Here is a 26,012-nt window from a genome sequence, read left to right on the forward strand (position 1 = left end):
ACAGGTTGTTCGGGATTCGGGTCGCGCTACTTCTGACCGATCTTTGGCTCGGTGCCAGCGCGCAGCCGGGCGATATTGTCCTTGTGGCGCCACAGGATCACCGCCGCGAGAGCAACGGCGAGCAATATGACAGGCTGGTAGCCGAGCAACAGACACCACAGCGGAGCGCTCACCGCCGCCGTCAGCGCGGCCAGCGAGGACATCCGGCGCAGCAGCGCCATGGCCAGCCATGTCAGACAGCAGGCGATGCCGACGGGCCAGGCCAGCGCCAGCATCAGCCCGAGGAAGGTCGCCACCCCCTTGCCGCCTTTGAACCCCAGCCAGACCGGAAAGCAATGGCCAACAAAGGCCAGAAGCCCGGCCAGCTGTGCCGCATCCTCGCCCGCCAGATCTCCGGCCAGCGCGCGCGCCAGCAGGACTGCCACGGCGCCCTTGCCGCCATCGAGGATCAGCGTTGCCGCCGCCGCTGCCTTGCTGCCGGTGCGCAGCACATTGGTGGTGCCAATATTGCCCGATCCGATCTCGCGCAGGTTGCCAAGCCCAAAGGCCTTGGTGACCACCATGCCAAAGGGGATGGAGCCGAGAAGATAGCCGAGGGCGCCCCATAGGAGCAGGAGCGGCAGGGCGGTCTCGATCACGGGCAGCATCAGTTGTCCTTTCGGTAGACGGGTTCACCCGCAACATAGGTCGCCAACACCCGCCCCTGCAGACGCTGGGTGTCAAAGGGCGTGTTCTTGGATTTCGACTGCAGCTTGAACCGGTCCAGCACCAGCGGCGCGTCCGGGTCAAACAGCACCAGATCCGCAGGCGCACCATCGCTCAGACGCCCGGAGGTAAGGCCAAGCCGTTTCGCCGGGTTCAAAGACATGGCGCGGAACAGGGTTGGCAGGTCCAAAAGCTCCGCATGATAGAGCCGCAACGCCGCGGGCAGCAGCGTTTCCAGCGCCACCGCACCTGCGGCGGCTTCTTCAAACGGCAGGCGCTTGCTTTCTTCGTCTTGCGGCGTGTGCATCGAGGAGATCACGTCGACCAATCCGGTGCGCACCGCTTCGACAACCGCAAGGCGGTCGTCCTCGGAGCGCAAGGGCGGCTTCACCTTGAAGAAGGTGCGGTAATCGGCCACGTCCAGCTCGTTCAGGGTCAGATGGTGGATTGAGGTGCCAGCGGTGATGTCGAGCCCGTTGGCCTTGGCCCGTTCCAGCGCGGGCAGGGCGCGGGCGGTGGTGATCTGGTCGGCATGGTAGGCGGCGCCGGTCATCTCCAGCAATGCGATGTCGCGGTCCAGCCCCATGCGTTCGGCCATCGGCGACACCGAGGGCAGCCCTCGGAGGGCGGCGAACTTGCCGGAGGTCGCGGCGGCGCCTGCGGACAGGCCCGGCTCCTGCGGGTGGGCCATGACCAGCGCGCCGAGGCTGCGCGCATAGGTCAGCGCGCGCGAGAACACCTTGGTGCTGGTCACCACATGGTCGCAGTCAGTAAAGGCCACGGCACCTGCATCCATCAGCAGGCCGATCTCGGTCATCTCGCGCCCGTCGCGGCCCTTGGTCAGGGCGGCCATCGGCAGCACGTTCACCGGCGCGTCGACCTGAGCGCGGCGGGTGACGAACTCCAGCGTCTCGGGGCTGTCGATGCACGGGGTGGTGTCGGGACGGGTCACGATGGTGGTCACGCCGCCTGCCGCCGCCGCAAGCCCTGCGGATTTATAGCTTTCCTTGTGACGCTCGCCCGGCTCGCAGACCTTGACGCCAATGTCGACGATCCCCGGCGCAATGCATTTGCCGCCGCAGTCCACGACCTGCACGTCCGCCGCCGCGAGACCATGGGCGGCGAGGATCGTCTCCACACCCTCGTCGCCGTTGGTCCGGGCAACGATCTGGCCGTGCCGTGTGAGAAGGCTGCCAAGATCATCTGTCCCCGCCTCCGGATCGATCAGGCGCGCATTGATGAAGAGAGTGGACATCTATCGGTTTCTCCGTTGTCGCGGGTATTGAGCCTTCGCCTGAATATCGCACAAAAGCCGGTAGACCTTATGGCCTTCGGAAATGCGTTCAAACCCGATTTTAAACGATACCTCTTGACCATCGCGTCTATCGACCCCGGTGGCGAAGTACACTGTTTGCAGAGCGCCATCGACAAGCGCAATCTCGTTTTCCGTCGATATGGGGTACGTGTCCAGCCGTCTGTCCAAAAGCGGAACCGCGGTTGCGATCATGGCGCGTTTCTGGGTCACCGTGTACCAAGTGTATTTTTGCACATAGGGCGGCCAAACAGTCGCGCCCGCAATCATACTGAGCCCGGCAGCGAGAAAAGGTAGCCCGAGCATCCACAAAAGCACCTTGTCCATAGATACCATGATCGTGATCATGAACCAGGCGCTGCCTGAGAAGACCAATCCAAAGACGAACATCGTGGTGGTGCGCGCGGTCAGTGTGAAACCGGGCACCGGCTGTCCCTGCCAAAGAACGGTTTCGCCCGGCTCAAAAATGCCGTCCCATCCATCGCGCGCCGTCATCAAAAGCCTCCCCCAAATGTCGCAAGGCGACCGATCAGGCGGGCCTGGAGCTGGGAGACACCAGTGCCCAGACGACACCGGGTGGCCGGCATCAGGTCTGAGAGAAATAACCGGCGATATATGATGGCATGGTTGCAGGAGGCCGGGCTGGTATCAGTCATCTCCGCCTCACCGAAGCAGAAGAAAAAGAACCAGCGCAAGCAACAGTCCCATCACGATTGCAAAAAGCGTACTGCCTATACGCCGGGCCCGGTTGCGGGCCTCGCGCGGGGCGACGCGCAGCTTGGGTTGGGCGGCGTCACTTCGCAGCGGCGTTCCCGCGCTCCAGTCGGTCCGGGATTCCCCAAGGCGCGCCACCAGTGTCAGGCTGTCGGCCGGTGTCAGCCGGGTCTCCGCGCCATCAAACGCGCGGGCGCGCAGCACCAGCACCCAGCCCGTGATCCCGTCAAGCGCCATGCCATGCTCGGACAGATCCGCCTCGGGCACGCCGAGCCCCTCGCGCAGATATCCCAGCAATCCCAGCCCTTCGAGATCCTCAACCGGGAAGATTTCGGCCTGCTCCATGTCGAGCTCCGCAAGGCCCAGCACCTGCGCCAGCGCACCGTCTTCTTCGCGCAGGAACCGGGCCTGCTCGGCGGGCATGTCGAGGGCAAAGACCAGCACCTGATCGCGCGCGCCTTTCGGGATTTCGATCACATCCACCATCGCTCAGGAGGCCTCCGCCTGCCGGGCACTGCGCAGGTTGCGGGCCAGCAGGTCCATCGCGGCCATGCGTACGGCGACGCCCATTTCCACCTGCTCTTGAATAACGGAGCGTTTGATGTCGTCGGCGATGGTGCCGTCGATCTCGACACCGCGATTCATCGGGCCGGGGTGCATGACGATAGCGTCGGGTTTGGCCTGTGCCAGCTTGTCGGCATCCAGACCGTAGCGGTAGAAATACTCGCGTTCCGACGGAATAAAGCCGCCGTCCATCCGTTCCTTTTGCAGGCGCAGCATCATGACCACATCGACGTCCTTCAGGCCTTCATGCATGTCGTCGTAGATCTCGGCACCGAATTCGGCAAATTGCTGCGGCACCAGCGTCGGCGGGCCGATCAGGCGGATGCGGTTCTCCATCTTGCCCAGCAGGATCAGATTCGAGCGCGCCACACGGCTGTGCGCAATATCACCGCAGATGGCGATATTGAGCCGGTGCAGCCGCCCCTTGGCGCGCCGGATCGTCAGCGCATCCAGCAGGGCCTGGGTCGGGTGCTCGTGGCGGCCATCACCGGCGTTCAGCACCGCGCAGTTCACCTTCTGCGCCAACAGATCCACTGCGCCGGAATGCGGATGGCGCACCACCAGCAAATCCGGGTGCATCGCATTCAGCGTCATCGCCGTATCGATCAGCGTTTCGCCCTTTTTGATCGAGGAGGCCTGCATCGCCATGTTCATCACATCGGCGCCAAGACGTTTTCCCGCCAGCTCGAAACTGGCCTGCGTGCGGGTGGAGTTCTCGAAGAACATATTGACCTGAGTGAGGCCCGCCAGCGCATCAGAGTGCTTTTCCGTCTGGCGGTTCAGCGTCACGTAATCATCGGCCAGATCCAGAATGGCGGTGATCTCATGCGGGCGAAGCGGCTCTATCCCGAGGAGGTGGGGCTGGTCGAAAGAGGGGGGCTGCATGGGCGAACTCCGCGCTGTTTCGGCCCTTATAGGAGGGCGGCGCTTTTGGGGCAAGCGGTGGGCGCGCTCACCGACCAGCGCGGAGTGTGGCGGAGGGTGGGATTTGGATATTTGCAGGAAGCTGAAAGCGTTAAAGGGGCGTTTTCCTTTGTGACGCAGGGGGCTACTGTAGCCGGATGGAATCGGAGCTGGATTATTGGGGCGCCAAGGCGCTGTTGGATTGGCAGGTGGAGCTTGGCGCCACCGAGGCCATGCTTGACGCGCCCATTGATCGCTACGGGTTGCAGGATCAAAAACCCAAGCCCGCGCGCGCCACCGATGCGCCGCCCCCTCCGGTGCGGCCAAAGAAAATCGACCCGATTGCCGAGGCAACCAAGGCCGCGCGCGCCGCAGATGCGCTGCCCAGCCTGCGCGCGGCGATGGAGGCATTCGAGCATTGCGACCTGAAGCGCGGCGCGCGCAATCTGGTGTTTGCGGACGGTCAGGCAGGCGCGCGGGTGATGATCATCGGCGAGGCGCCGGGGCGGGACGAGGATCTGGAGGGCAAGCCCTTCGTGGGAAGTGCCGGGCAGCTTCTGGACAAGATGCTGGCGGCCATCGACCTCAGCCGTGACAAGAACGTCTATATCACCAATGTGCTGCCCTGGCGGCCGCCGCAGAACCGCGACCCGCTGCCAGCGGAAATCGCCATGCTGGTGCCCTTCGTCGAGCGTCACGTGGCGCTGGCGCAGCCGGATGTGCTCGTTTTGATGGGCAATATCTCCTGTCAGGCAGTGCTGGGCAAACGTGGCATCACCCGTCTGCGCGGCACCTGGGCTGAGGCCTGGGGCAAGCCGGTGTTGCCGATGTTCCACCCCGCCTACCTGCTGCGGCAAGCACCGGCAAAGCGGCAGGCCTGGGCGGATCTGCTGGAGTTGCGCGCCCGTCTCAACAGTCTGAACTGATCCTTGCGGCCCGATCTCTAGAAAAGGACCCACGCCCATGAAAATCCTCGCGTTTTCCGACCTGCATCTGGTCGAGGAGCTGGCCGCCGATCTGGTCTCGGCTTGTGTCGAGGCTGATCTGGTGGTTGGCGCCGGGGATTTTTGCAACACGCGGCAGGGGTTGCCACGTGCGATGGAGATGCTGGCCGGCATCGCCGCACCGATGGTGGTGGTGCCCGGCAATGCCGAAAGCGCCGAGGAACTGCGCGGCTGTGCGCTGGCCTCGATGACCGTTCTGCACGGGCAGGGCACGCAGGTGGAGGGGCTGCGGATCTTTGGCCTTGGCGGTGGAATTCCGGAAACACCCTTTGGCGACTGGTCTTTTGATCTGTCGGACCGGGCGGCGGCGCGCGAACTGGCGCAGGCGGGAGAGATCGACCTGTTGGTGACCCACTCGCCGCCAAAAGGGGCGGGCGATACCACCTCTGCGGGGTTGTCGATCGGGTCCGACAGCATTCGCGCGGCCATCGAGACACTGCAGCCCAAGCTGGCCGTCTATGGCCATGTGCATGACTGCTGGGGGTATCGCGGCCAGATCGGTGCCACGCAATGCGCCAACCTCGGCCCGACGCCGAACTGGTTCGAGGTTGCGCCATGATCGCGCTGTCGACGCTGGTGGCCTTCGTCCCGGCTGCCCTCGCGCTCAATATCACCCCCGGCGCGGACATGATGTTCTGCCTGGGTCAGGGTTTGAAATCCGGCCCGCGCCCGGCCGTGGCCGCCAGTCTCGGCGTGGCGGCGGGCGGCATGGTGCATGTGGCGCTGGCGGGTCTTGGGGTGGCCGCCGTGGTCGCGACGCAACCGGGGTTGTTCGACATCATCCGCTGGGTGGGTGTGGCCTATCTTCTTTATCTGGCGTGGGGTGCGATCATGCATCCGGGTGGAGCCGAGGCCCCGGGGCAGGCGGTGCCCGCCAGACGTGCGTTCCGCGCCGGGGTGATGGTCAGCCTCACCAACCCGAAGGTGATCCTGTTTGTGCTGGCCTTCGTGCCGCAATTCATCCACCCCGAGGCCGGATCGGTTCTGGGCCAGTTTCTGATCTTCGGGGCCATCATCGGATTGGGCGGCGTGCTGATCAACGGCGGCGTGGGTGTCTTTGCCGGCCGCGCCCGCAGCTTGTTTGCTGGCGGTGGCGCTGCCGCGCGCTGGATGAGCCGCATCACCGGCGGCATATTTGCAGGCCTCGCCCTGAGGCTCGCGTTCTTGGAAAGGGCCTGACAGCCATGTCCCGTATCGACGACAGCAAGGACTTCATCCCGGTCCGTATTGCCATTCTCACCGTTTCCGACAGCCGCAGTCTTGACGAGGATCGCTCCGGTCAGGTGTTGGTGGACCGGCTGCAGGCAGCGGGCCACAGCCTTGCAGATCGCCAGATCCTGCCGGACGAGCGGGACGAGATCGCAGGCCAGCTGCGCGCTTGGTGTGCAGATCCGCAGATTGATGTGGTGATATCCACCGGCGGCACCGGGCTGACCGGGCGCGATGTGACCGTGGAGGCGCACCGTGATGTCTATGAGAAGGAAATCGATGCCTTTGGCACCGTGTTCACCATCGTGTCGATGCAGAAAATCGGCACCTCGGCGGTGCAAAGCCGTGCCACGGGGGGCGTCTCACAGGGCACCTATCTCTTTGCGTTGCCCGGCAGCCCCGGCGCCTGCAAAGACGCCTGGGACGAGATCCTGCTCAAACAGCTCGATTTCCGTCACCGTCCCTGTAATTTCGTCGAAATAATGCCCAGGCTTGACGAACATTTGCGACGGAAGTGATCCGGTGGCACGTATAAAGACGTAGTATGGACAAACCGTGCTATGGTCGCATGTGGCTCCGTGACCTCAGGCCAAGGCGAACGGAAGAGGATTTTCTATGCGATTTCTGCGACATAGCGTGATGGGGTTGTTCCTGCTCGGCTTGGCGGCAGCGCTGGCGCTGTTCGCGGTGCAGATGATCACATCCGCCGTGCAGCAGAGCCTGTCCGAGGAACGCCGTGCACCGCCCGCGCGCGAGCGTGTTTTTGCGGTCAATGTGGTCACTGCGACATTGGGATCAGAACGTCCAGAGTTGGTGGGGTTTGGCCGTGTCGAAAGCCGCCGCACGCTGGAGCTGCGGTCGGCCGTGTCCGGTCGGGTGATCGGGCTGGCGGATGGGTTCCAAGACGGCGGCAGAGTGTCCGCAGGCGATATTCTGGTGGAGATCGACAAGGCGGATGCCCGTGCTGCGCTGGAGCGGGCCGAGGCGGACCGAATGGACGCACAGGCCGAAAGCCGAGATGCCGGGCGGGCCCTGGGCCTTGCAATGGACGAACTGGAAACAGCCCAGATGCAGGCGGAGCTTCAGCAGCGCGCCTATCAGCGTCAGGTAGACCTGAAAACCCGCGGGGTCGGGACCGAAGCGCTGGTGGAGGCGGCGGAGCTGACCGCCACGCAGGCCCGCCAATCCGTGTTGACCCGCCGCCAAGCCGTCAGCCAGGCCGAGGCGCGGGTGGATCAGGCCCAGACGTTGGTGGCACGCGCACAGATTGCGCTCGACGAGGCGCAGCGCGATTTCGAGGACACCACCGTCACCGCGCCGTTCACCGGAACTCTGCAATCTGTGACGCTGGTGGAGGGCCGACTGGTCTCCGCCAACGAGATCCTGGCACAGCTGGTGGATCCGGACCGGCTGGAGGTTGCCTTTCGCGTCTCCACCACCCAATACGCGCGGCTGCTGGATGAAGCGGGCGGGCTGATCCCGGCGGAGGTCACGGTAACGCTGGATGCGGCAGGTGCGGGGATCAGCGCAGAAGGCACGCTGGCGCGCGCCAGCGGGGCCGTCGGGGATGGTCAGTCCGGGCGGTTGATCTATGCCCGGATGGACAAGGCCGCCGGTTTCAAACCCGGCGATTTTGTTACCGTCACCGTGCGCGAACCGGCCATTCCCGGTCTTGCACGTCTGCCCGCCTCTGCGATGGATTCACGCCGGACGGTGCTGGCACTTGGCCCGGATGACCGGCTGGAAGAGCTGCAGGTAGAGCTGGTGCGCCGTCAGGGGGATGACATCCTCGTGCGGGGCGAGGGTCTTGCGGGCAGGCAGGTGGTGACCGGGCGCACGCCGCTCCTGGGCGCGGGCATCAAGGTGCGGCCACTGTCCCAGGGTGCCGACAATGCCGCAATCACCGAGCCGACCCTGATCGAGTTGACCGAGGAACGCCGCGCCCGCCTGAAGGCCATGGTGACCGACAATGGCCGCATGCCCCGCGAGGTGAAAACCCGCATGCTGGCACAGCTCGACCAGTCCCGCGTCCCTGCGACGCTGGTGTCTCGCATCGAACAGAACAAGGGGGGCTGAGGCCCGGCCTTCGCCCCATTACATCGTCCCGCCCGCCGCGCTGAAGCTGCGGCGCGACAGCCACAGGTGAATTCTCATGGCGACGTCTCCGATCCAGAAGGCCAGCGGTATCCTGAGCTACTTCACCCGCCACCGCACGGCGGCGAACCTGCTGCTGATGCTGCTGCTGATCCTCGGCGCGGCGGCAATCCCCAACATGCGGGCACAGTTCTTTCCCGATGTGATCGTCGAATCCGTCGATGTCAGCGTGGTCTGGGAGGGCGCCGGTCCCGAGGATGTGGACAGCGCCATCGTGCAGGTGCTGGAGCCAGCGCTACTGGCCGTCGACGGGGTTGAGGAGACGCAATCCTCCTCCCGCGAGGGGCGCGCGGTGATCGACATCGACTTCGAGCCGGGCTGGGATATGGCCCGCGCCACCGATGACGTGCAGAATGCGGTCGATGCGGTCACCACCCTGCCCGAGGACGCCGAGGACCCAGAGGTTGAACGCGCAATCTGGCGTGACCGGGTCACCGATATTGTCATCACCGGCCCGGTTGGCGCGCAGCAACTGGGGCTTTTGGCGGACGAGCTGATCCTGCGGCTTTTTGAGGTGGGCGTCACCCGCACCACCATTCGTGGCGTTGCCGCGCCGCGCACCATCGTCGAGGTGCCGTCCAGCCAGCTCATTGCCCATGACATCACCATGGCCGAGATCGCATCAGTGATCGCCGCCGAGGTGGAGATCAATCCGGCGGGCGAGGTTGAGGGCGCCAATGCCCGCGTGCGCACCGGCACCCAGAAACGCACGCCCGAGGAACTGGAGGCGGTGGTGCTGCGCTCCGAGGCGGATGGCTCGGCACTGACCATTGGCGATGTGGCCTCGATCCGGGTTGAAGGCGTGGACCGTCAGCGCAGCTATTTTGTCGGCGAAAACCGCGCCATGTCGATCCGTGTGGACCGCTCAGACAAGGGCGACGCGATCAACATCCAGCGCCAGGTCGAGGAGGTGGTGGCCGACATGAACCTGTCGCTGCCGCAAGGGGTCGAGGTGTCCCTGATCCGCACCCGCGCCGAGGCAATCACCGGGCGGCTCGACATCCTTGTCGACAACGGGCTGATGGGGCTCGGGCTGGTGCTGATCCTGCTGTTCCTGTTTCTGAATGCGCGCATCGCCTTCTGGGTGGCGGCGGGTATTCCGGCGGCGATGTTTGCCGCCATTGCGCTGATGTATCTCGGCGGGCTGACGATCAACATGATCTCGCTCTTCGGTCTCATCATCACGCTGGGGATCGTGGTGGATGACGCCATCGTGGTGGGCGAACACGCCGATTTCCGCGCCCGCCGATTGGGCGAGCCGCCGATGGTCGCTGCGGAGAATGCCGCCCGGCGCATGGCAATGCCGGTGTTTGCCGCCACGCTGACCACCGTCATCGCGTTCTTCGGGCTGGTGTCGATCGGGGGGCGCTTTGGCGAGCTGATCGCCGACATTCCGTTCACCGTGATCGCGGTGCTGGCCGCGAGCCTGATGGAATGTTTCCTGATCCTGCCCCACCACATGGCCCACGCGCTGACCCACACGCAAGAGCAGCATTGGTACGACGCGCCGAACCGTGTGGTGAACCGGGGCTTTCGCTGGTGCCGCGACAGGCTGTTCCGCCCGCTGATGGTGGGAGTGGTGCGTGCCCGCTACGTGGTGGTTGCCGGGGCATTTGTCCTGCTGGCCAGCCAGATGGCGCTGTTCATCAAGGGCGATGTCACCTGGCGGTTCTTCAACGCGCCGGAACGCGCCTCTGTTTCGGGTAACTTCGCCATGGTCGAAGGGGCCACCCGCGCCGACACGCTGGCGCAGATGCGCGAGTTTCAGCGCGCGGTGGAGGAGCTGGGCGCCGAGTACGAGGAACGCCATGGCCGCAACCCGGTGGATTTTGTCATGGCGGAGGTCGGCGGCAACACCGGTCGCGGTCTTGCAGGCACCGACACCAAGGACCGTGACTTGCTGGGCGGCATTGCGATCGAACTGATCGACGCCGATCTGCGGCCCTATTCCAGCTTTGCCTTTGTGGGCGAGCTGCAGGAACGGGTGGTGCAACTGCCCCTGACCGAGGTGGTTTCCTTCCGCGGCTGGCGCTCCGGTCCCGGCGGCGATGCGCTCGATGTGCAGTTCTACGGCGCCGATGTCACCACGCTGAAGGCCGCCGCCGAGGATCTCAAGACCGCCATGACCCGCTATCCTGAGGTCTCGGCGGTGGAGGACAACCTCGCCTATGACAAGGAGGAGCTGGTGCTCGACCTGACCCCGCAGGGGCAGGCGCTGAACTTCACCATCGAAAGCCTCGGTCAGGCATTGCGTCGCCGTCTCAACGGGATCGAGGCCGCCACCTATCCCGACGGGCCGCGCTCCGCCCAGATCCGGGTGGAGCTGCCGGAGGGAGAGCTGACGGCGGATTTCCTCGGTCGCACGCAGATGCGCGCGCCCTCAGGCATCTATGTGCCGCTGGCCGATATCGTCACCGTCAGCCAGCGCACCGGGTTTTCGACCGTCAGGCGCGAAAACGGCGTGCGGCTGATCTCGGTGACGGGCGACATCTCCGAGGATGATCCGGTGCAGGCCGAGGCCATCATGACTGCTCTGGAAACCGAGATCCTGCCGAAGATCGCCGAGGAGCGGCAGGTCGAAACCCGTCTCTCGGGCCTCAGCGAACAGGAGGACGCGTTCCTCACCGATGCGCGCAACGGTTTCGTGCTTTGCATGGCGGGGATCTACCTGGTGCTGTGCTGGGTTTTCTCCAGCTGGACCCGGCCATTGGTGGTGATGGCAATCATCCCCTTCGGCCTGGTCGGCACCATCTGGGGGCATCACCTGTGGGAGCTGCCGATGAGCATGTTCACCGTGGTGGGGCTGCTGGGCATGACCGGCATCATCATCAACGACTCGATCGTGCTGGTCTCCACCATCGACGAATACGCCACAGAACGCGGGCTGGTGCCCTCTATCATTGACGGCGCGGCGGACCGGCTGCGTCCCGTGATGCTCACCACCCTGACCACGGTTTTGGGGCTGGCTCCCCTGATGTACGAATCCTCGCAACAGGCGCAGTTCCTAAAGCCGACGGTGATCACGCTGGTCTATGGCCTTGGCTTTGGCATGTTCCTGGTGCTGCTGGTGGTGCCGGCGTTGGTGGCGATCCAGGCGGATATCTCCCGCCCGATCCAATCGCTGAAACGGGCGCTGGCGGCGGGGCAGCACGCCGGTGCGCGCCGTCTGCGGCTGCTGATGGGGCTGAGTGGCGCGGCGCATCTCGGCTGGCTGGCGGTGACGCTGGGCCAGACCATGGCAACCGGCATCCTGCCCGCAGCGTTCCGGCAGATGCTCCCGGCTCTGGCCGAAATGGAGCCGGTCCGCGCGGCGCTCGTGCTCTGTCTGCTTGGTTTTGCGGTGCTGTCGTTCTTGACCTATGTGATTGGTGCGATGGGGGCGCTGCGCGGCTCCTGGCGCCAGCGTGCCTGAGCCAACCGCGCCAGTTCCGCCACCCGGTCTAGAAGGTCGAGGCCAAGCGCCTCGATCCGCGCCACTGGCACCCAGCGGGCCTCCAGCGCGTCATCATCGGGCACCGGCTGGCCGGACACATAATGACACAGCGTTGCCACCAGGAAGTACTGCCCGCCAACCACACCATCCGCATCGCGTGGAATTACATCCAAGGTCATCAGCTGCGCACCTGGCTCTGCGATCACGCCGGTTTCTTCCTGCAACTCCCGCGCCGCGGCCTCGGCGGCAGTCTCGCCCAGTTCCACATGACCGCCGGGAAAGCCCCAGGTCCCAGCGTTTGGCGGGTTCTTTCGCTTCACGAGGATCACGCAATCCTCCCCCTCTACATGCGCACAAACCACCCCAAGGGCACCAAGGATCGGGCGACGTGGCGGGGCCGTGGGGGTTTTGGTCATCGGGACGAGGCCTTCTGTCGAGAATCTGTCGGAACAGGGGGCGGCGGCGACATCAATGCTGCATGAATTCAGACGCTTAGCCTGATGTGCAGCCCCGAATGTCCACAGCATGAGATGTTCCCAGCACCGTAAAGCGCAGAGCGGAGCGGTCAACCGCAACCGGGCCGTCACGTGCAGGCAAAAGCTCTGCCTCAGCCACCAATTCAGATCCTTCGCGCCAGGATTTGGTTTCGGTGGCCACCAGGGCTGCGCCCCCGCCCTCGATCACGGCGTATTCTTCCGCGCCGGCGGAGGGCATGGAAATCCGGGCCGATACCTTCATGCCATAGGGGGTCGGCGACAGGTGGCAGGTGACACCGCGCACCCTTGCCTCGGACGCTGAGTATGGTCGGGCCGCCAGAGCAGCGGCAATCGCGGGGTGGCGCCCGGCCGCAAGATCGGCACGGTGATCAAAGCGCAATTCGGAAGGAATGCAGACATCCTTGCACAGGCCCAGTTCCATGCGCCCCTTTAGGCGGATTGGCTTGCCGGGGCTCTTGGGCGTGATCTCGATCGGCAGCACCAACTCGTCGTGATAGCCAATGGTGCGCATGCCCGAGGTCAGGAAAACCTCTGGCGTTGGCCATGTAATGCGGAGATCGGCGACGTTCCGGGAGCCTTGCCAGTGGAATTGGGGCGGAATGCCCGCATCGCCCGGCGCGCGCCAATAGGTCTTCCACCCGTCTTCAAGTCGCAGATGCAACGCACCGAGATAGCGCCCGTCCGCAGTCGGGCCGCCATCCAACACGTTGATCGTCGCCACATTGTCCCAGTTGTTGCCGGCCATCGATGGCACGGCACCAGAGGTCAAAGACGCCAGCGCCAGTGCGGCAGACGCCAGAAAAGATCGCAGATTTACACTCATGTCAAAGCTATCGCCGGAGGCTCCGTAAAAGCCAAGTCACATCCGGGCGAGGCTACCGTAATGTCACCGAAACGTGACAGGCGGCGACGGCGAAGGGGGGCAGGGCGGAGGGTTGCAACTGCTGTTTCCGCGCGTCATGCTGGGTGCAAAGGCCGCGCGCCGCAACAGAGGCAGTCATATGGAACTGACAGGTAAGTTGCTGATCGCAATGCCGGGAATCGGCGATCCCCGGTTTGACAACTCGGTGGTATTGCTGTGTTCGCACGGGGATGAGGGGGCAATGGGCTTGATCATCAACAAGCTCGCCCCGGGTGTTGTTCTGAAATCGCTGTTTGACCAGTTGGAGATAGAGACGCGGCCCGCCGCAGGACACACGCCGGTCTATTTCGGCGGCCCGGTCGAAACCCAGCGCGGGTTCGTGCTGCATTCCGATGAATACATTTCCACCGTGAATTCGCTCCCGATCAAACCGGGGGTCTCGATGACCGCCACACTGGATGTGCTGGAGGAAATCGCCGAGGGGCGCGGCCCGGAGCAATATCTGGTGATGCTTGGTTATGCCGGTTGGGGGCCAGGGCAGCTGGAGGACGAGATTGCCCAGAACGGCTGGCTCACCGCAGATGCGCAGCCGGAGATGATCTTTACCGACACCGCCGATGACAAATGGGAGGCGGCCCTGGCCAGTATCGGCGTGACGCCGCTGAACCTGTCGATGGACGCGGGGCACGCCTGAGCAGGCCCTGACGCAAGACGGTAAATCTGAGGCTTGCAAGGCCGGGGCGCTCCCGCCCGTCGCATCTGCATTGAAAATGCAGACACTCCCGTTGGGCCGGGCGCCGCTGGCGCGGCGCGGGAGCCATCCTCCCCTTCATCTTTTCAGAAATATCTCGGAGCGCGAGGCAGAGCCTCGCATCAAAGAGCGGTTTCAGGTGCAACCCTACCGTGGGGCCGCCGCCCGTCGCAGCCGGTCGTTAATCGCAACGCCCAGGCCAACCTCTGGCACCGGCGCCACGGCGATCGGCATGCCCCGCGCATCCAGCGCATGCAGGTGACCAAAGAGGTTTGCCGCCGCCTCCGCAAGATCACCATTTTCAGAGAGGTTGAGATCAAAAATGCCGGGCCCAAAGCCCAGGGAGACCTCGCCCGGGACATACTCCGTCGCGTTCAGTCGCACGCTGGCATTTGGGGCATAATGCGACAGCAACTGTCCCGGTGCGGTCAGCGGGTCCATTGCATCGCGATCCGCGACGGGGTGGCCGAGCACCGACCTGATGTCCTCCGCCGCCAGACCACCGGGGCGCAGCAGCACCGGCATATCGCCCGCCAGCCCCAGGATGGTGGATTCCACGCCGACAGCGCAGGGTCCATCATCCAGGATCGCGGCGATCTTGCCGCCCAGGCCGACCCGCACATGTTCGGCAGTGGTTGGACTGATCCGACCCGACGGATTGGCCGAAGGTGCGGCCACCGGACCATCCACCGCGGCCAGCAAGTCGCGTGCGCAGGCTTTGGCCGGCACACGCACTGCCAGCGTCTGAAGCCCGGCAGTCACTAGCGGTGACACGTCATGGCCCTCCCGCAGGGGCAGCACCAGCGTCAGCGGACCGGGCCAGAAGGCCGCCGCCATCGCCTCGGCCCAATCATTCCATTGTACCAGCTTCTGCGCCGCGGCCACATCTGCCACATGGGCGATCAGCGGATTGAACGAGGGGCGCCCCTTGGTGGCATAGATCGCCGCCACGGCCGCGCCATTGCGCGCATCGGCGCCGAGCCCGTAGACCGTCTCTGTCGGAAACGCCACCAGCTGACCGGCCCGCAGCAGTGCGGCGGCGTGATCAATGCCCGCACGCGAGGGCGTCAGCGCCTCGGTCTCTATTCTGGTCTCGCTCATCGGTGCATGTCCCGGCGTCATATTCCGTTTGGTCGCTCCGTCACATGGCTCCTGACGCGGCGTTCTGATTGCGCGGACACCGGAGCTGTTTACCTAAATGACCAAGGCACAGTAGATAACGGGTAGCGGACCGGATGCCAAGGTACTCCGCACCCCGTCGATGTGCTCCGTTTGAGACGCCCGCCCGATCACAAGAGGTCCCGCCCGATGAGCTACCGCGCCCCCGTTTCCGAATATCAGTTCCTGCTGCAGGATATCCTCGGTTACCAACAGATCACCGCCACCGACCGGTTTGCCGAGGCAGATTCCGATGTGGCCAGCGCCATCCTGACCGAAGCGGGCAAGATGTGTGACGAGGTGCTGGGCCCTTTGCAGCGCAACGGCGATCTGGAACCGGCGCGGTTGGAAAACGGGGTGTTGCGGACCTCCTCCGGGTTTGGTGACGGCTACAAGGCCATTGCGAGTGGCGGCTGGGTCGGCATGAGCGCAGACCCCGAGTATGGTGGCATGGGGTTGCCGATGTCGCTGACCACTGCGGTTAACGAGATGATGTCCGGCGCCTGCCTGTCGCTGCAACTGGCGCCCCTGATGAGCCAGGGCCAGATCGAGGCGCTGGAACATCACGCCTCGGACGCGATGAAGGATGTCTATCTGCCGAAGCTGATTTCCGGCGAATGGACCGGAACCATGAACCTCACGGAGCCGCAGGCAGGGTCGGACGTGGGCGCGCTCTCGTCTAAGGCAGAGCCGAATGGTGACGGCACCTATGCGGTCAGCGGTCAGAAGATCTATATCTCCTGGGGTGACAACGACTTTGCCGAAAACGTCTGCCATCTGGTGCTGGCACGATTGCCGGACGGGGTGGCGGGCACCAAGGGGATCTCGCTGTTTCTGGTGCCCAAGTATATTCCGGACGAGAACGGCAATCCCGGCAAGGCGAATGACCTCAAGGTGGTCAGCCTTGAGCACAAGATGGGCCTGCATGGCTCTCCCACCTGCGTGATGCAATATGATGGCGCCACCGGCTGGCTTGTGGGCCGCGAGCACGGTGGCATGGCGGCGATGTTCACCATGATGAACAATGCCCGCCTCGGGGTGGGCGGCCAGGGCGTCGGCGTGGCGGAAGGCGCATATCAGCACGCGCTGGCCTATGCGCTGGACCGCAAGCAAGGCAAAACGCCGGTTGAAGGCGGGACAGGTACCATTGTCGACCATGCCGATGTGCGCCGGATGCTGATGGAAATGAAGGCGGATGTTTATGCGTCGCGCGCCATCATGCTGGCCTGCGCCGGTGCCATCGACATGGGGACCGCCACCGGCGCAGCGGAGTGGAAGACCCGCGCCGCGTTCCTGACGCCGATCGCCAAGGCCTTTGGCACGGAAACCGGCATCCGTGTGGCGGAACAGGGGGTGCAGGTCCATGGCGGCATGGGCTTCATCGAGGAAACCGGCGCCGCGCAGTTCTACCGCGATGTCCGCGTGACGGCGATTTACGAGGGCACCAATGGCATTCAGGCGATGGATCTGGTGGCGCGCAAGATGATGGACGGCGGCGAGATGGCGCATCGGCTGATCGACGAGATCGAGGAACAGGCCGAACGGGCCCGCCCCACCCATCCCAAAATGGCCGAGGCGGTCTGGCAGGCCTGCGAAACCCTGCGCGAGGCCACCGAATGGCTGGTGGAGGCCGACATGCAGGACCGTTTCGCGGGCGCGGTGCCCTATCTGATGGCCTTCGCGCGGGTTCTGGGTGGTCACTACCACCTGGCCGCAGCCCTCGCCGACAAGGGCGGTGCGCGCGAGAAACTCGCACGCTTCTATATCAAGCGGATGCTGCCCCAGCACGCGGCCTATCTGGTGCATGCGCAAGAGGGCGCAGCGGGTGCCTTTGCCCTCACCGCCGAAGAACTGGCGGGCTGAGTATATGGCCTCTGTTCCCGAAGTCGCCCCGCGCACGCCCTGGCAAGAACCGCCCGCAAAAGGAGAGGCCATCGAGGTCGCCGAAGGTGTCCTGTGGATGCGGCTGCCGCTGCCGATGAAGCTCGACCACGTCAATGTCTATGCGCTGGATGAGGGCGATCATTGGACCGTGGTGGACACCGGCATGTCGTCAAAAACGACCCGCCGCATTTGGGAACAGCTGATGGCCGGGCCCTTGGGCGGCAAGCCGGTAGGGCGCGTCGTGGTGACCCATCATCACCCCGACCACATCGGCAATGCGGGCTGGTTCCAGTCCGAACATGGCGCGGAACTGGTGACCACCCGGACCGCCTGGCTGTTTGCGCGCATGCTGACGCTCGATGTGCAGGAGGAATGGCCGTCGGAAACTCTGGCCTATTACCGCAGCGCCGGTATGGATGCGGACACCTACGCCACGCGCAAGGCAGAACGACCCTTCAACTTCTCCGACACGGTCTACCCGATGCCGCTGGGCTTCACCCGGGTGCAGCAGGGCGATGTGTTCCGCATGGGCGGGCGTGACTGGGACGTGCATATGGGCAATGGCCACGCGCCCGAGCACGCAACATTCTGGAGCCGGGACGACAATCTGGTGCTGACTGGCGATCAGGTGCTGTCGTCCATCAGCCCCAATATCGGCGTCTATGCGACTGAGCCCGAGGCCGACCCTCTGGCCGAATGGCTGGAAGCCTGCGAGCGGCTGGCGGCGCTGGCCCGTCCCGACCATCTGGCGCTGGGCGGTCACAAGCTGCCCTTTACCCGACTGCCACTGCGGATGCGCCAGCTCATCGACAACCATCATGGTGCGCTGGAGCGGTTGCTCGACCACCTCGATACCCCCAAATGCGCCGCGGAGTGTTTCCCGCCCTTGTTCAAGCGCAAGATCGGCCCCGGCGAATACGGCCTCGCGCTGGTGGAGGCGGTGGCCCATGTGAATCACCTCTACCGCACCGGCCAGGTCTCGCGCACACGGCGCGATGATGAGGCTTGGGTTTACCAACGGCGTTAAGCCTGCCACCTTGGTTGAAACTTTGACGACCCGGGGATTTTCCAATGGATGACAAGATTTCAACCAGCGCCGAAGTGGCAGAGGCGGCGGCGCTGCCCTGCCATCGCGAGGTTCACACCGATCCGGATGCGCCTGAAGCGCTGAAGGATGTCCCCGCACCTATGCAGAAGGTGCCGTCTCCGGAGCAGAAGAGCCCGGCGCGTTGGGCCTATGAACGCATGATCCTTTATATCCAGAACTTCGAAAAGACGCTGGATGGCGAACACGAGGTCGCCATGGGCTTTGCCGGCGGTGATGCCGGCGTGCTGCGGATCGAAGGCATGGGGTATTTCGACCCGGATATCGTGACCTTCTACGGTAGCGATTCGCGGGGGGCCAAAACGCAGTTGGTGCAGCATGTGAGCCAGCTCAACGTGATCTTGCGGGCAATGCCCAAACCCAAACCGGAAGAGCCAGCCAAACGCATTGGCTTCCGTCTGGTGGCGGAACTGGAAGATGCGGCCTGACAACCGTTCCCAATGAGGTGCCACGAGACAAGGTATGCTCAAACGGCTCTGCTTTGTTGCGCATCGCGCGACGGGGCAGGGTCCGTTGCCGGCGGATGAGCGGCACCTGAACGAGAATTTGCAAAGCCTTGTCATGCCTATGGCCCGTTGCAGCCCCATTGCGTCTGTGGCGCGATAGGGGTGGTGACAGCGGTTTGGAAATCCAGTATCACCAGCTTCAAGTGAACAGATGCGAACAGGATCTCGAGAAATGGCTGAACACAAGCACGGCAGCATGGACTATAGCGTTCAGGAAAAAACCTATGCGGGTTTCATGACCTTTGTGACCCGCGTTACCATCGCTTTGGTGGTCTTTGCCCTGTTCCTGGCAGTTTTCGCCACCTGACCCGATCCATAGCACCGGAGCTTAGCTGCATGCGGACGCCGATCCTGATTCTTGCGCTCTGCGCAGCTCTCGCGGGGTGCGCGGCACCTCAGCGCCCGGATGCCGACCCGGACACAATTGCGCGCGTCGCCTATCGTGACGCGGGCAACCCGTCGATGTCGCTGGTCACGGTGGTCAACAACCGGACCGGGCAGGGCGGGCATACGGCGCTTATGGTCAACGCCTCCGAGCGGGTGATCTTTGATCCGGCCGGATCGTTTTATGCCGATGTGGTGCCGGAGCGTCAGGACGTGCTCTACGGTATCTCGCCGAGTGTCTTTCGAGCCTACCGCAGCGCCCACGCGCGCTCGACCTTCCATGTTGTTACACAGACTGTCGAGCTGACACCGGCGCAGGCACAGACGGCCTATCAGTTGGTCACCACCAACGGGCGGGTGCCGGGGGCCTTCTGTGCCAATGCAACCTCTTCCATTCTGCGACAAATTCCGGGTTTCGAGGGCATCGACGTGACCTATTATCCGGTCAAGCTGCAGGAACAGTTTGCACAGGTGCCCGGCGTGGTGACGGACAAATTCTACGAAGATGACAGTGATGATCTGCAATCCGGCCTTGCGGCAGGGAATGTCACTTTGAATGCCGAAGCGGACTCGTGACGCATCTGACCTCGCAGGCCTCAGGGTTGGCGTTGATCTGAGAGACCTGATTTTGTGATCCGGGCGCTGGCAACAGCGCCCTTTTCTATTGGCCGCGCGCTGATTTGAATGCCAGTCACTGAAATTGACGTGACCGCAGAGGTTGGCCCAACCGTCTAGCCAAACAGATACATCAGCGACCAGAGGCTACAGGCACCGGTGATCATGGCGAGCAGCACGTTCTTGGAAAACACGGCGACTGCAAAGGTCAGGGCCGCAGCGGCAAAGTGGATAAGGCTCGGTTCGCCATCCGTGGGCGCAGGCCAGACCACCAGCGGCGCCACCAGCGCGGGAATGATTGCAACGGCTGTATAGCGCAGGTGGCGCATCAGCCAGTCCGGCATCGCCTTGTTGCCCACCAAGCCGATGAAGGCAAATCGCAGCGCGTAAGAGCCAATCGCCAGCCCGACGATCACGATCCAGAGTGTGCTGCGGTCAAATGTCATCTCTGTGCCGTTCATCCTTCGGCCTCCTCCGTGCGTGCCGTGCGGCGTTCAAACCACAGCTCGGCCTGCGCACCCGCCATCATGCCTGCCAGCCCTGCGATGATCAGGCCCAGATTATAGGGCATCAGGGCTGCCGGAAGTGAAACCGCGCAGGCGGTGAAACAGGCCACCACATGAGCTGGCGTGCGCAGCATCGGGCCGATCATCGCAAGGAAGGCGATCGGCAGGACAAAATCCAGTCCCAGGCTGTCGGGGATCGACGCGCCAACCAGCGCGCCGGTGATGGTGGCCGCCATCCAGGCGGGGGCCACCAGCCCGTTGGTGCCGAAGAAATAGGCCATGCGCTCGGATACGCCCCAGTCTGCGCGACGCTCGAATTCGATCATCGACAGCGCATAGGCCTGATCGACCGTCAGATAGGCCGCACAAGCGCGTTGCCACAGTGGTGCGCCACCCAGATATGGCGTCAGCGAGGCCGAATACATTGCCACCCGAAGATTGACCGCGAGTGCAGAGACCAGCACGATCAGGGTCGGCGTCTGTTCCTGCATCAGTTGCAATGCGGTAAACTGCGCCGATCCCGCAAACACCGCCAACGAGAAAGAGGTTGCCTCAAGCACGTTCAGGCCTGCCTCGGCGGCAAGGACGCCAAACAGCAGTCCAAAAGGCCCGGAGACCAGAACAAAGGGCGCGCTGTCGCGCATGCCCTTCCAGAAGGCGGATTTCACGGTGGAGATTGTCATGGCCGGGCCTTAGGTTACGTGACACATGGCTACGAGGGTTGGAGGAAGTTGGCAATTGTCAAAGCTGCAAAAAAAGTCTGGGTACCTGATCGCCCCCGCCCCCGGCAACCCGCGGCTGACCCGTGCGGTGACCGGTACCGATCATCTGGGACAGCAAACCGAGATCGCGGTGGTCGAGGAGCGCCCGCTCACGATCTACCTCAATCGGCAGGAAATCGTCACCGCGATGACCATCGGTGACTACCCGGAGTATCTGGCGCTCGGGTTCCTGAAAAATCAGGGCATGCTGTTGCCTGACGATGTGGTGACGCGCGTCGACTACGACGAAGAAGTCGAAACAGTGGTTGTGCGCACCGAGATCGAGACCTCGCATGAGGAAAAGCTGCAGAAGAAGACCCGCACCTCGGGCTGCGCCGTGGGCACGGTCTTTGGTGACATGATGGCGGGACTGGAGAACGTGAGCCTGTCCGCGACCCCGGTCAAGACTTCCTGGCTTTATGCGCTGGCGCATGAGATCAACCGTACGCCCTCGCTCTATCTCGAGGCGGGGGCCATTCATGGCACAGTGCTGTGCCATCAGGATCGTCCGCTGGTTTATATGGAGGATGTGGGCCGCCACAACGCGGTGGACAAGATCGCCGGCTGGATGCTCTCCGAGCGCGTCGAGGCGGCGGACAAGATCCTCTATACCACCGGGCGGCTGACCTCGGAAATGGTGATCAAGACCGCGATGATGGGCATTCCGGTTCTGGCCTCGCGCTCGGGCTTTACCGCCTGGGGCGTGGAGATCGCGCGGCAGGTTGGATTGACGCTGATCGGCCGCATGCGCGGACAGCGGTTTGTCTGTCTGGCAGGTGAGGAGCGGCTGCTGCGGGATGTGGATCCAAAGGCAATGCCGGAAGAAGAGCGCAAACATCGCAGGAAAAGCGCGCAATGAACGGGGCGGGCAGGGGCGCACCTCGGGGCCATCGAGGCCCACTCGGCGCGCGTCGCGGCGATACCGCTCTGGGCGCAGGCCGCAAGGGAGACATGACATGACCCAACCTCTCGGTGTGATCCTCGCCGGTGGCCTCGCCACGCGGATGGGCGGGGGCGATAAGGGCCTGTTGCGCCTTGGCGGGCAAAACCTGATGTCGCGTGTGATCGACCGGCTGTCGCCGCAGGTCTCCGGGCTGGCGCTGAACGCCAATGGCGATGCGGCACGGTTCGAGGGTCTTGGCCTGCCAGTCGTGCCTGACAGTATCGACGGTTTTGCCGGACCCTTGGCCGGGGTGCTTGCTGGCCTCGATTGGGCGGCGGAGGAGGGCGCGGATGCGATTGTCACAGCTGCCGCCGACACGCCGTTCTTTCCCACCGATCTGGTGGTGCGGCTGGTTGCGGCCTCAGACGGGCAGACGCATCCGCTGGTGCTTGCCACCACACCCAAGAGCGGCGCGGAGGTGTTGAAGTCCGGTGGCAAGGGCCGTGTGAACCGCCACCCCACCTTCGGCCTCTGGCCGGTGGCCTTGCGTGATGATCTGCGTGCGGCGCTGCAGGGCGGCCTGCGCAAGGTGGTTTTGTGGACCGATCAGCATAATGGCCGCGAGGCGTTGTTTGAGGCGGAGCCGTTCGATCCCTTCTTCAACGTCAACACGCCCGAGGATCTGGCTCAGGCCGAAAATCTGGCGCAGACAGGGGCGCGGTTGTGGTGAAGCTCTACGGTGTCACCGGCTGGAAGAACAACGGCAAGACCGGGCTGATGGAGCGGTTGGTGGCGGAGTTCACGGCGCGCGGTCTCACGGTTTCCACCCTCAAACATGCTCATCACGCCACGGATGTGGACCAGCCGGGCACCGACAGTTTTCGCCATCGCACGGCAGGCGCGGCAGAGGTGGTGCTGGCCTCGCCCAACCGCGTTGCCATCATGCAGGAGCTGCGCGGCGCGGCTGAGCCGTCGCTGACCGAGTTGCTGGCCCGCATGCGCCCGGTGGATCTGATCCTGATCGAAGGCTTCAAGCGCGAGCCACACCCGAAGATCGAGGCGCATCGCACCGAGGCTGGAAAGCCGCTGATTGCGCCGGATGATCCGACCATCCGCGCGGTGGCCTCTGACACGCCGCTGACGCTGGATCGCCCGGTGTTTGATCTGGACGACACCAAGGGGGTAGCCGATTTCATCGCCGCGGAGCTGGGCCTCTGACACCCTTTGAGACCTTTGCCATGGTAGACTGGTCCGGCGGCAATGACACCGGCGCCCGCCCGCGCAAGGATGCGATCTGGGCCTGTGTGGTGCGACAGGGGGTGGCTGAGGATCCGATCTATCTGCGCAATCGCGCCCGGGCCGAGGACTGGCTGGCGACGCTGACTGAGGGTGAGCTGACAGCCGGGCGCAGGCTGGCGCTGGGGTTTGATTTTCCCTTCGGGTATCCAGCGGGCTTTTCCGAGGAGTTGACCGGCAGACCGGAGCCGCTCGCCCTGTGGCGCTGGTTTGCAGAGCGTGTCGAGGATGCACCAACCGGCAACAATCGCTTTGATATTGCAGGCATGCTGAATGAACGCTGGGGTGGCAACGGGCCATTCTGGGGCAATGGGCTGAAGCGCGACATAACCGGGTTGCCGCGTCGCAAGACCTTCTATCATAACCCTTTTCCTGATCGTCGGCAGGTGGAACATCGCGCCAAGGGCAGTTTTACCTGCTGGCAGATGTCCGGTGCGGGCTCCGTCGGCGGGCAGGTGATGATGGGGCTGCCAGTGCTGCATCGCCTCCGCGCGCGGTTTGCGCCCCATATGGCGGCCTGGCCGTTCGAGCCACTGGACGCACCGGTGGCGCTGTTGGAGATCTGGCCGACGTTGCTGGCAGGCCCGGCACCGGAGGGCTGGATCAAGGATGCCTGGCAAGTGCACCGCGTCGCACTGGACCTCGCCTCCCGCCCTGTGGCAGACCTGAGGCAGATGTTGACCGTGACCGCCCCTATCGCATTGGAAGAGGGCTGGATTCTCGGCGTGGAGCCTGACCGATGACCCTAACCCCGCCCCCTCTCAGCAACGACTGCTTCGCCCTGCCGCAGGGGGTGGATTGGACGCCGGTCGATGACGCGCTGGCGTTGTTGCGCGACCGGCTGGGTCCGGTGACCGGGGCAGAGCGCGTGGCCTTGGCCGAGGCGCTGGGGCGGGTGCTGGCAGAAGACGCGGTGGCGCTGCGCTCCAACCCGCCGCAGCCGAATACGGCGGTGGATGGCTACGGGTTTGCCGGCGGGCGAGATGACGGCGCACATATGTTGCCGTTGATCGTGGGGCGCGCGGCGGCGGGGGTGCCGTTCGACGGTGTGGTACCAGAGGGCCAGGCGATCCGCATCCTGACCGGCGCGGCCTTGCCCGAGGGGGTCGACACCGTGATCCTCGAGGAAGATGTGCGCACGGATGGGGAGCAGATCGCCTTCAACGGGCCGCTCAAACAGGGCGCCAATACGCGCAAGGCCGGCGAAGACGTGACGGCGAGCGACGTGATCCTACCCATGGGCCGGGTGGTGACACCGGCGGATCTGGCGCTGGCCTCGGCCACCGGGCTGTCACAGCTTGTGGTGCGCAAACCCTTGCGTGTGGCCGTGGTGTCCACCGGAGATGAGCTGGTCGAGCCGGGGCAGCAGGCGGGGCTGGGTCAGATCTATGACGCCAACCGGCCGATGCTGCTGGCACTGATGCGGCAGTTCGGGTTTGAGGCCGTCGACATGGGCCGCGTCGCCGATGACCGCGAGGCCCTGCGCTCGGCGCTGGATGATGCGGCGTTGCGAGCGGATGTCATCCTGACCAGTGGCGGTGCCTCGGCGGGGGACGAGGATCATGTCTCGGCCCTGTTGCGGGACGCAGGCGCGATGCAGGAATGGCGTATTGCGCTCAAACCGGGCCGTCCGCTGGCACTTGGCATGTGGGATGGCACGCCGGTCTTTGGCCTGCCGGGCAACCCGGTGGCCGCACTGGTCTGCACGCTGGTCTTTGCCCGCCCCGCGATGGGGCTGATGGCAGGTGCGGGCTGGGCTGCGCCGCAGGGCTTTGACGTGCCTGCCGGATTTGCCAAGCGCAAGAAGCCGGGGCGGCGTGAGTATCTGCGGGCGCGGATGCGGGACGGGCAGGCAGAGGTGTTCAAGTCCGAGGGTTCCGGCCGCATTTCAGGCCTCAGCTGGGCCGAGGGGCTGGTGGAGCTGCCCGACGGTGCGGCAGAGATTGCACCGGGTGACCCGGTGCGGTTCATCCCTTACGCAAGCTTTGGCATGGGCTGAGGCTTGGCCGCTGGGGCGGGGAGGCTCCCGCCGAGCGCGGCGGCATCACAGATGCCACCACCCCCGTTTGGGCCCGGCAGCGCCCCCTGCGGGCGCGCTGTGGGCGGTGAGACAGCCGAGGTTATCGATCACCTGTCCTGAGGTGTTTCACGCGCCCGAAGGGCGCGCGGCCCAACGGGAGGGACGGCATTTTCAATGCAGGTCCGACGGGCGGGAGCCCTCCCCCTATCCGGGATGCGAGTGCCCTCCACGGTGGGATTACAAGCCGCGGGCAAACACGTCGTTCTGATAGGCCTGATCGTCGATGCGGAAATCACTTATCCCGATCCGGCTGAACCCCTGCGCCAGATAGAAGGCGATAGCCGGGGTGTTCTCGGAGTTGGTGCTCAGCCAGAGGGAGGAAGCGCCGTCCTCTCGTGCAGCCTCCATGCCGGCGTGAAGCAACGCACGGCCAAGACCTCTGCCGTGGTGGCGCGGCTGCACGTAGAGCGTGGCGACCTCGGTCTGGTGATCTCCCGCCACCGGATCAGGACTGTCTCGCAAAAGACGGATGTAGCCGTCGATGCCATCCCGGTTCTGCGACACGATCAGCGTCTGGCGCTCGTCCTTGATCCGGTCCAGCATGCGTGCAGTTGTAAAGTCCGCCAGCACATGGTCGGCAAAATGGGCCGAGATGCCCTGACGCAGGTAGGTGCCGATCCAGACCTCGAGCGACAGGGCCGCGAGGCTGGAGGCATCCGATGCCTTGGCCGGCCGCAGGCTGGGCTCCGTCACGGCGCATGCCTCTGAAGGGAAACCCCCAGCCAC

28 protein-coding genes are annotated in these 26,012 nt (G+C 64.4%); 17 read left to right on the top strand and 11 right to left on the bottom strand.

Features of this window, described 5'->3' with window-relative positions; translation table 11 throughout:
• Positions 1-26: 26 nt before the first annotated feature.
• The 5 genes from plsY to R0J92_RS07755 all read right to left on the bottom strand — a co-directional run bounded on the left by plsY (position 27) and on the right by R0J92_RS07755 (position 4,180).
• On the bottom strand, positions 27-647 hold the full coding sequence (gene plsY / locus R0J92_RS07735; RefSeq protein ID WP_411051275.1) for a glycerol-3-phosphate 1-O-acyltransferase PlsY: 621 nt from the start codon (positions 645-647) through the stop codon (positions 27-29).
• Entirely contained in the window at positions 647-1,960 is a 1,314-nt protein-coding gene (gene pyrC / locus R0J92_RS07740; protein WP_411051276.1) for a dihydroorotase, read from the bottom strand. Before pyrC ends, plsY begins: the two co-directional genes overlap by 1 nt.
• Positions 1,961-2,512 carry an aspartate carbamoyltransferase catalytic subunit gene (locus tag R0J92_RS07745; protein WP_411051277.1) on the bottom strand — a complete coding sequence of 184 codons (552 nt, stop codon included), beginning with the start codon at positions 2,510-2,512 and terminating at the stop codon, positions 1,961-1,963. It lies immediately after the preceding gene.
• 168 nt (positions 2,513-2,680) lie between these two features.
• Positions 2,681-3,217 (bottom strand): hypothetical protein, encoded by a 537-nt coding sequence (locus R0J92_RS07750; RefSeq protein WP_411051278.1) that lies wholly within the window; start codon positions 3,215-3,217, stop codon positions 2,681-2,683.
• Between the two features lie 3 nt (positions 3,218-3,220).
• Positions 3,221-4,180 carry an aspartate carbamoyltransferase catalytic subunit gene (locus R0J92_RS07755; RefSeq protein WP_106161604.1) on the bottom strand — a complete coding sequence of 320 codons (960 nt, stop codon included), beginning with the start codon at positions 4,178-4,180 and terminating at the stop codon, positions 3,221-3,223.
• 176 nt (positions 4,181-4,356) lie between these two features.
• Between R0J92_RS07755 and R0J92_RS07760 the strand changes: the two genes are divergently transcribed.
• From R0J92_RS07760 to R0J92_RS07785, 6 genes are all read left to right on the top strand, one after another.
• The gene (locus tag R0J92_RS07760) at positions 4,357-5,124 is read left to right on the top strand and encodes a uracil-DNA glycosylase family protein (protein WP_411051279.1); all 768 of its coding nucleotides are present in this window, start codon (positions 4,357-4,359) and stop codon (positions 5,122-5,124) included.
• Between the two features lie 37 nt (positions 5,125-5,161).
• A complete protein-coding gene (locus R0J92_RS07765; protein WP_411051280.1) occupies positions 5,162-5,761 on the top strand; it encodes a metallophosphoesterase family protein in 600 nt (199 codons plus the stop codon).
• Positions 5,758-6,381: a LysE family translocator gene (locus R0J92_RS07770; protein ID WP_411051281.1), complete on the top strand. Its 624-nt coding sequence runs from the start codon at positions 5,758-5,760 to the stop codon at positions 6,379-6,381. The genes R0J92_RS07765 and R0J92_RS07770 overlap by 4 nt, the downstream gene beginning before the upstream one ends.
• Positions 6,382-6,386: 5 nt before the next feature.
• On the top strand, positions 6,387-6,929 hold the full coding sequence (gene moaB / locus R0J92_RS07775) for a molybdenum cofactor biosynthesis protein B (protein ID WP_411051282.1): 543 nt from the start codon (positions 6,387-6,389) through the stop codon (positions 6,927-6,929).
• A gap of 97 nt (positions 6,930-7,026) precedes the next feature.
• Complete coding sequence (locus R0J92_RS07780) at positions 7,027-8,487, top strand: efflux RND transporter periplasmic adaptor subunit (RefSeq protein ID WP_411051283.1); 1,461 nt, start codon at positions 7,027-7,029, stop codon at positions 8,485-8,487.
• Between the two features lie 76 nt (positions 8,488-8,563).
• Positions 8,564-11,977: an efflux RND transporter permease subunit gene (locus tag R0J92_RS07785; RefSeq protein WP_411051284.1), complete on the top strand. Its 3,414-nt coding sequence runs from the start codon at positions 8,564-8,566 to the stop codon at positions 11,975-11,977.
• Here the strand turns inward: R0J92_RS07785 and R0J92_RS07790 are convergent.
• Together R0J92_RS07790 and R0J92_RS07795 are read right to left on the bottom strand one after the other, a co-directional pair.
• A complete protein-coding gene (locus R0J92_RS07790; protein WP_411051285.1) occupies positions 11,923-12,414 on the bottom strand; it encodes an NUDIX hydrolase in 492 nt (163 codons plus the stop codon). The genes R0J92_RS07785 and R0J92_RS07790 overlap by 55 nt on opposite strands.
• 76 nt (positions 12,415-12,490) lie before the next feature.
• The gene (locus R0J92_RS07795) at positions 12,491-13,318 is read right to left on the bottom strand and encodes a protein-disulfide reductase DsbD domain-containing protein (protein WP_106161619.1); all 828 of its coding nucleotides are present in this window, start codon (positions 13,316-13,318) and stop codon (positions 12,491-12,493) included.
• Positions 13,319-13,496: 178 nt separating this feature from the next.
• Here R0J92_RS07795 and R0J92_RS07800 point away from each other — a divergent pair, with 178 nt between their 5' ends.
• Positions 13,497-14,051 carry a YqgE/AlgH family protein gene (locus tag R0J92_RS07800; protein ID WP_411051412.1) on the top strand — a complete coding sequence of 185 codons (555 nt, stop codon included), beginning with the start codon at positions 13,497-13,499 and terminating at the stop codon, positions 14,049-14,051.
• A 204-nt stretch (positions 14,052-14,255) separates the two neighbouring features.
• Here the strand turns inward: R0J92_RS07800 and R0J92_RS07805 are convergent, their stop codons facing one another.
• On the bottom strand, positions 14,256-15,209 hold the full coding sequence (locus R0J92_RS07805; protein WP_411051286.1) for an L-threonylcarbamoyladenylate synthase: 954 nt from the start codon (positions 15,207-15,209) through the stop codon (positions 14,256-14,258).
• A gap of 207 nt (positions 15,210-15,416) precedes the next feature.
• Between R0J92_RS07805 and R0J92_RS07810 the strand changes: the two genes are divergently transcribed.
• The 5 genes from R0J92_RS07810 to R0J92_RS07830 all read left to right on the top strand — a co-directional run bounded on the left by R0J92_RS07810 (position 15,417) and on the right by R0J92_RS07830 (position 19,721).
• A complete protein-coding gene (locus tag R0J92_RS07810) occupies positions 15,417-17,129 on the top strand; it encodes an acyl-CoA dehydrogenase (RefSeq protein WP_411051287.1) in 1,713 nt (570 codons plus the stop codon).
• A 4-nt stretch (positions 17,130-17,133) separates the two neighbouring features.
• Positions 17,134-18,177 carry an MBL fold metallo-hydrolase gene (locus R0J92_RS07815; protein WP_411051413.1) on the top strand — a complete coding sequence of 348 codons (1,044 nt, stop codon included), beginning with the start codon at positions 17,134-17,136 and terminating at the stop codon, positions 18,175-18,177.
• A gap of 44 nt (positions 18,178-18,221) precedes the next feature.
• Entirely contained in the window at positions 18,222-18,683 is a 462-nt protein-coding gene (locus R0J92_RS07820; RefSeq protein WP_106161626.1) for a DUF6173 family protein, read from the top strand.
• Positions 18,684-18,933: 250 nt separating this feature from the next.
• A complete protein-coding gene (locus R0J92_RS07825; protein WP_106161627.1) occupies positions 18,934-19,068 on the top strand; it encodes an aa3-type cytochrome c oxidase subunit IV in 135 nt (44 codons plus the stop codon).
• A 29-nt stretch (positions 19,069-19,097) separates the two neighbouring features.
• The gene (locus tag R0J92_RS07830; RefSeq protein WP_411051288.1) at positions 19,098-19,721 is read left to right on the top strand and encodes a hypothetical protein; all 624 of its coding nucleotides are present in this window, start codon (positions 19,098-19,100) and stop codon (positions 19,719-19,721) included.
• A gap of 155 nt (positions 19,722-19,876) precedes the next feature.
• Here R0J92_RS07830 and R0J92_RS07835 read toward each other — a convergent pair whose 3' ends face one another.
• Positions 19,877-20,221: an AzlD domain-containing protein gene (locus R0J92_RS07835; RefSeq protein WP_317384413.1), complete on the bottom strand. Its 345-nt coding sequence runs from the start codon at positions 20,219-20,221 to the stop codon at positions 19,877-19,879.
• The gene (locus R0J92_RS07840; RefSeq protein ID WP_106161633.1) at positions 20,218-20,949 is read right to left on the bottom strand and encodes an AzlC family ABC transporter permease; all 732 of its coding nucleotides are present in this window, start codon (positions 20,947-20,949) and stop codon (positions 20,218-20,220) included. The genes R0J92_RS07835 and R0J92_RS07840 overlap by 4 nt, the downstream gene beginning before the upstream one ends.
• Positions 20,950-20,974: 25 nt before the next feature.
• Here R0J92_RS07840 and R0J92_RS07845 point away from each other — a divergent pair, with 25 nt between their 5' ends.
• From R0J92_RS07845 to glp, 5 genes are all read left to right on the top strand, one after another.
• Positions 20,975-21,886, top strand: coding sequence for a formate dehydrogenase accessory sulfurtransferase FdhD (locus tag R0J92_RS07845; RefSeq protein ID WP_411051289.1), 912 nt, complete (start codon positions 20,975-20,977; stop codon positions 21,884-21,886).
• Positions 21,887-21,983: 97 nt separating this feature from the next.
• Positions 21,984-22,640 (top strand): molybdenum cofactor guanylyltransferase MobA, encoded by a 657-nt coding sequence (mobA, locus tag R0J92_RS07850; RefSeq protein WP_411051290.1) that lies wholly within the window; start codon positions 21,984-21,986, stop codon positions 22,638-22,640.
• Positions 22,637-23,128 (top strand): molybdopterin-guanine dinucleotide biosynthesis protein B, encoded by a 492-nt coding sequence (gene mobB, locus R0J92_RS07855; RefSeq protein ID WP_411051414.1) that lies wholly within the window; start codon positions 22,637-22,639, stop codon positions 23,126-23,128. The genes mobA and mobB overlap by 4 nt, the downstream gene beginning before the upstream one ends.
• A 20-nt stretch (positions 23,129-23,148) precedes the next feature.
• Positions 23,149-23,949 (top strand): molybdopterin guanine dinucleotide synthesis, encoded by an 801-nt coding sequence (locus R0J92_RS07860; protein WP_411051291.1) that lies wholly within the window; start codon positions 23,149-23,151, stop codon positions 23,947-23,949.
• The gene (gene glp, locus R0J92_RS07865; RefSeq protein WP_411051292.1) at positions 23,946-25,205 is read left to right on the top strand and encodes a gephyrin-like molybdotransferase Glp; all 1,260 of its coding nucleotides are present in this window, start codon (positions 23,946-23,948) and stop codon (positions 25,203-25,205) included. The genes R0J92_RS07860 and glp overlap by 4 nt, the downstream gene beginning before the upstream one ends.
• 258 nt (positions 25,206-25,463) lie before the next feature.
• On the opposite strand, the gene R0J92_RS07870 is transcribed toward glp, so the two are convergent.
• Positions 25,464-25,979 (bottom strand): GNAT family N-acetyltransferase, encoded by a 516-nt coding sequence (locus R0J92_RS07870; protein ID WP_411051293.1) that lies wholly within the window; start codon positions 25,977-25,979, stop codon positions 25,464-25,466.
• Between the last annotated feature and the right edge of the window lie 33 nt (positions 25,980-26,012).

Origin of the sequence: Tritonibacter sp. SIMBA_163 (genome assembly GCF_046535935.1) — a bacterium.
GTDB lineage: Bacteria > Pseudomonadota > Alphaproteobacteria > Rhodobacterales > Rhodobacteraceae > Epibacterium > Epibacterium scottomollicae.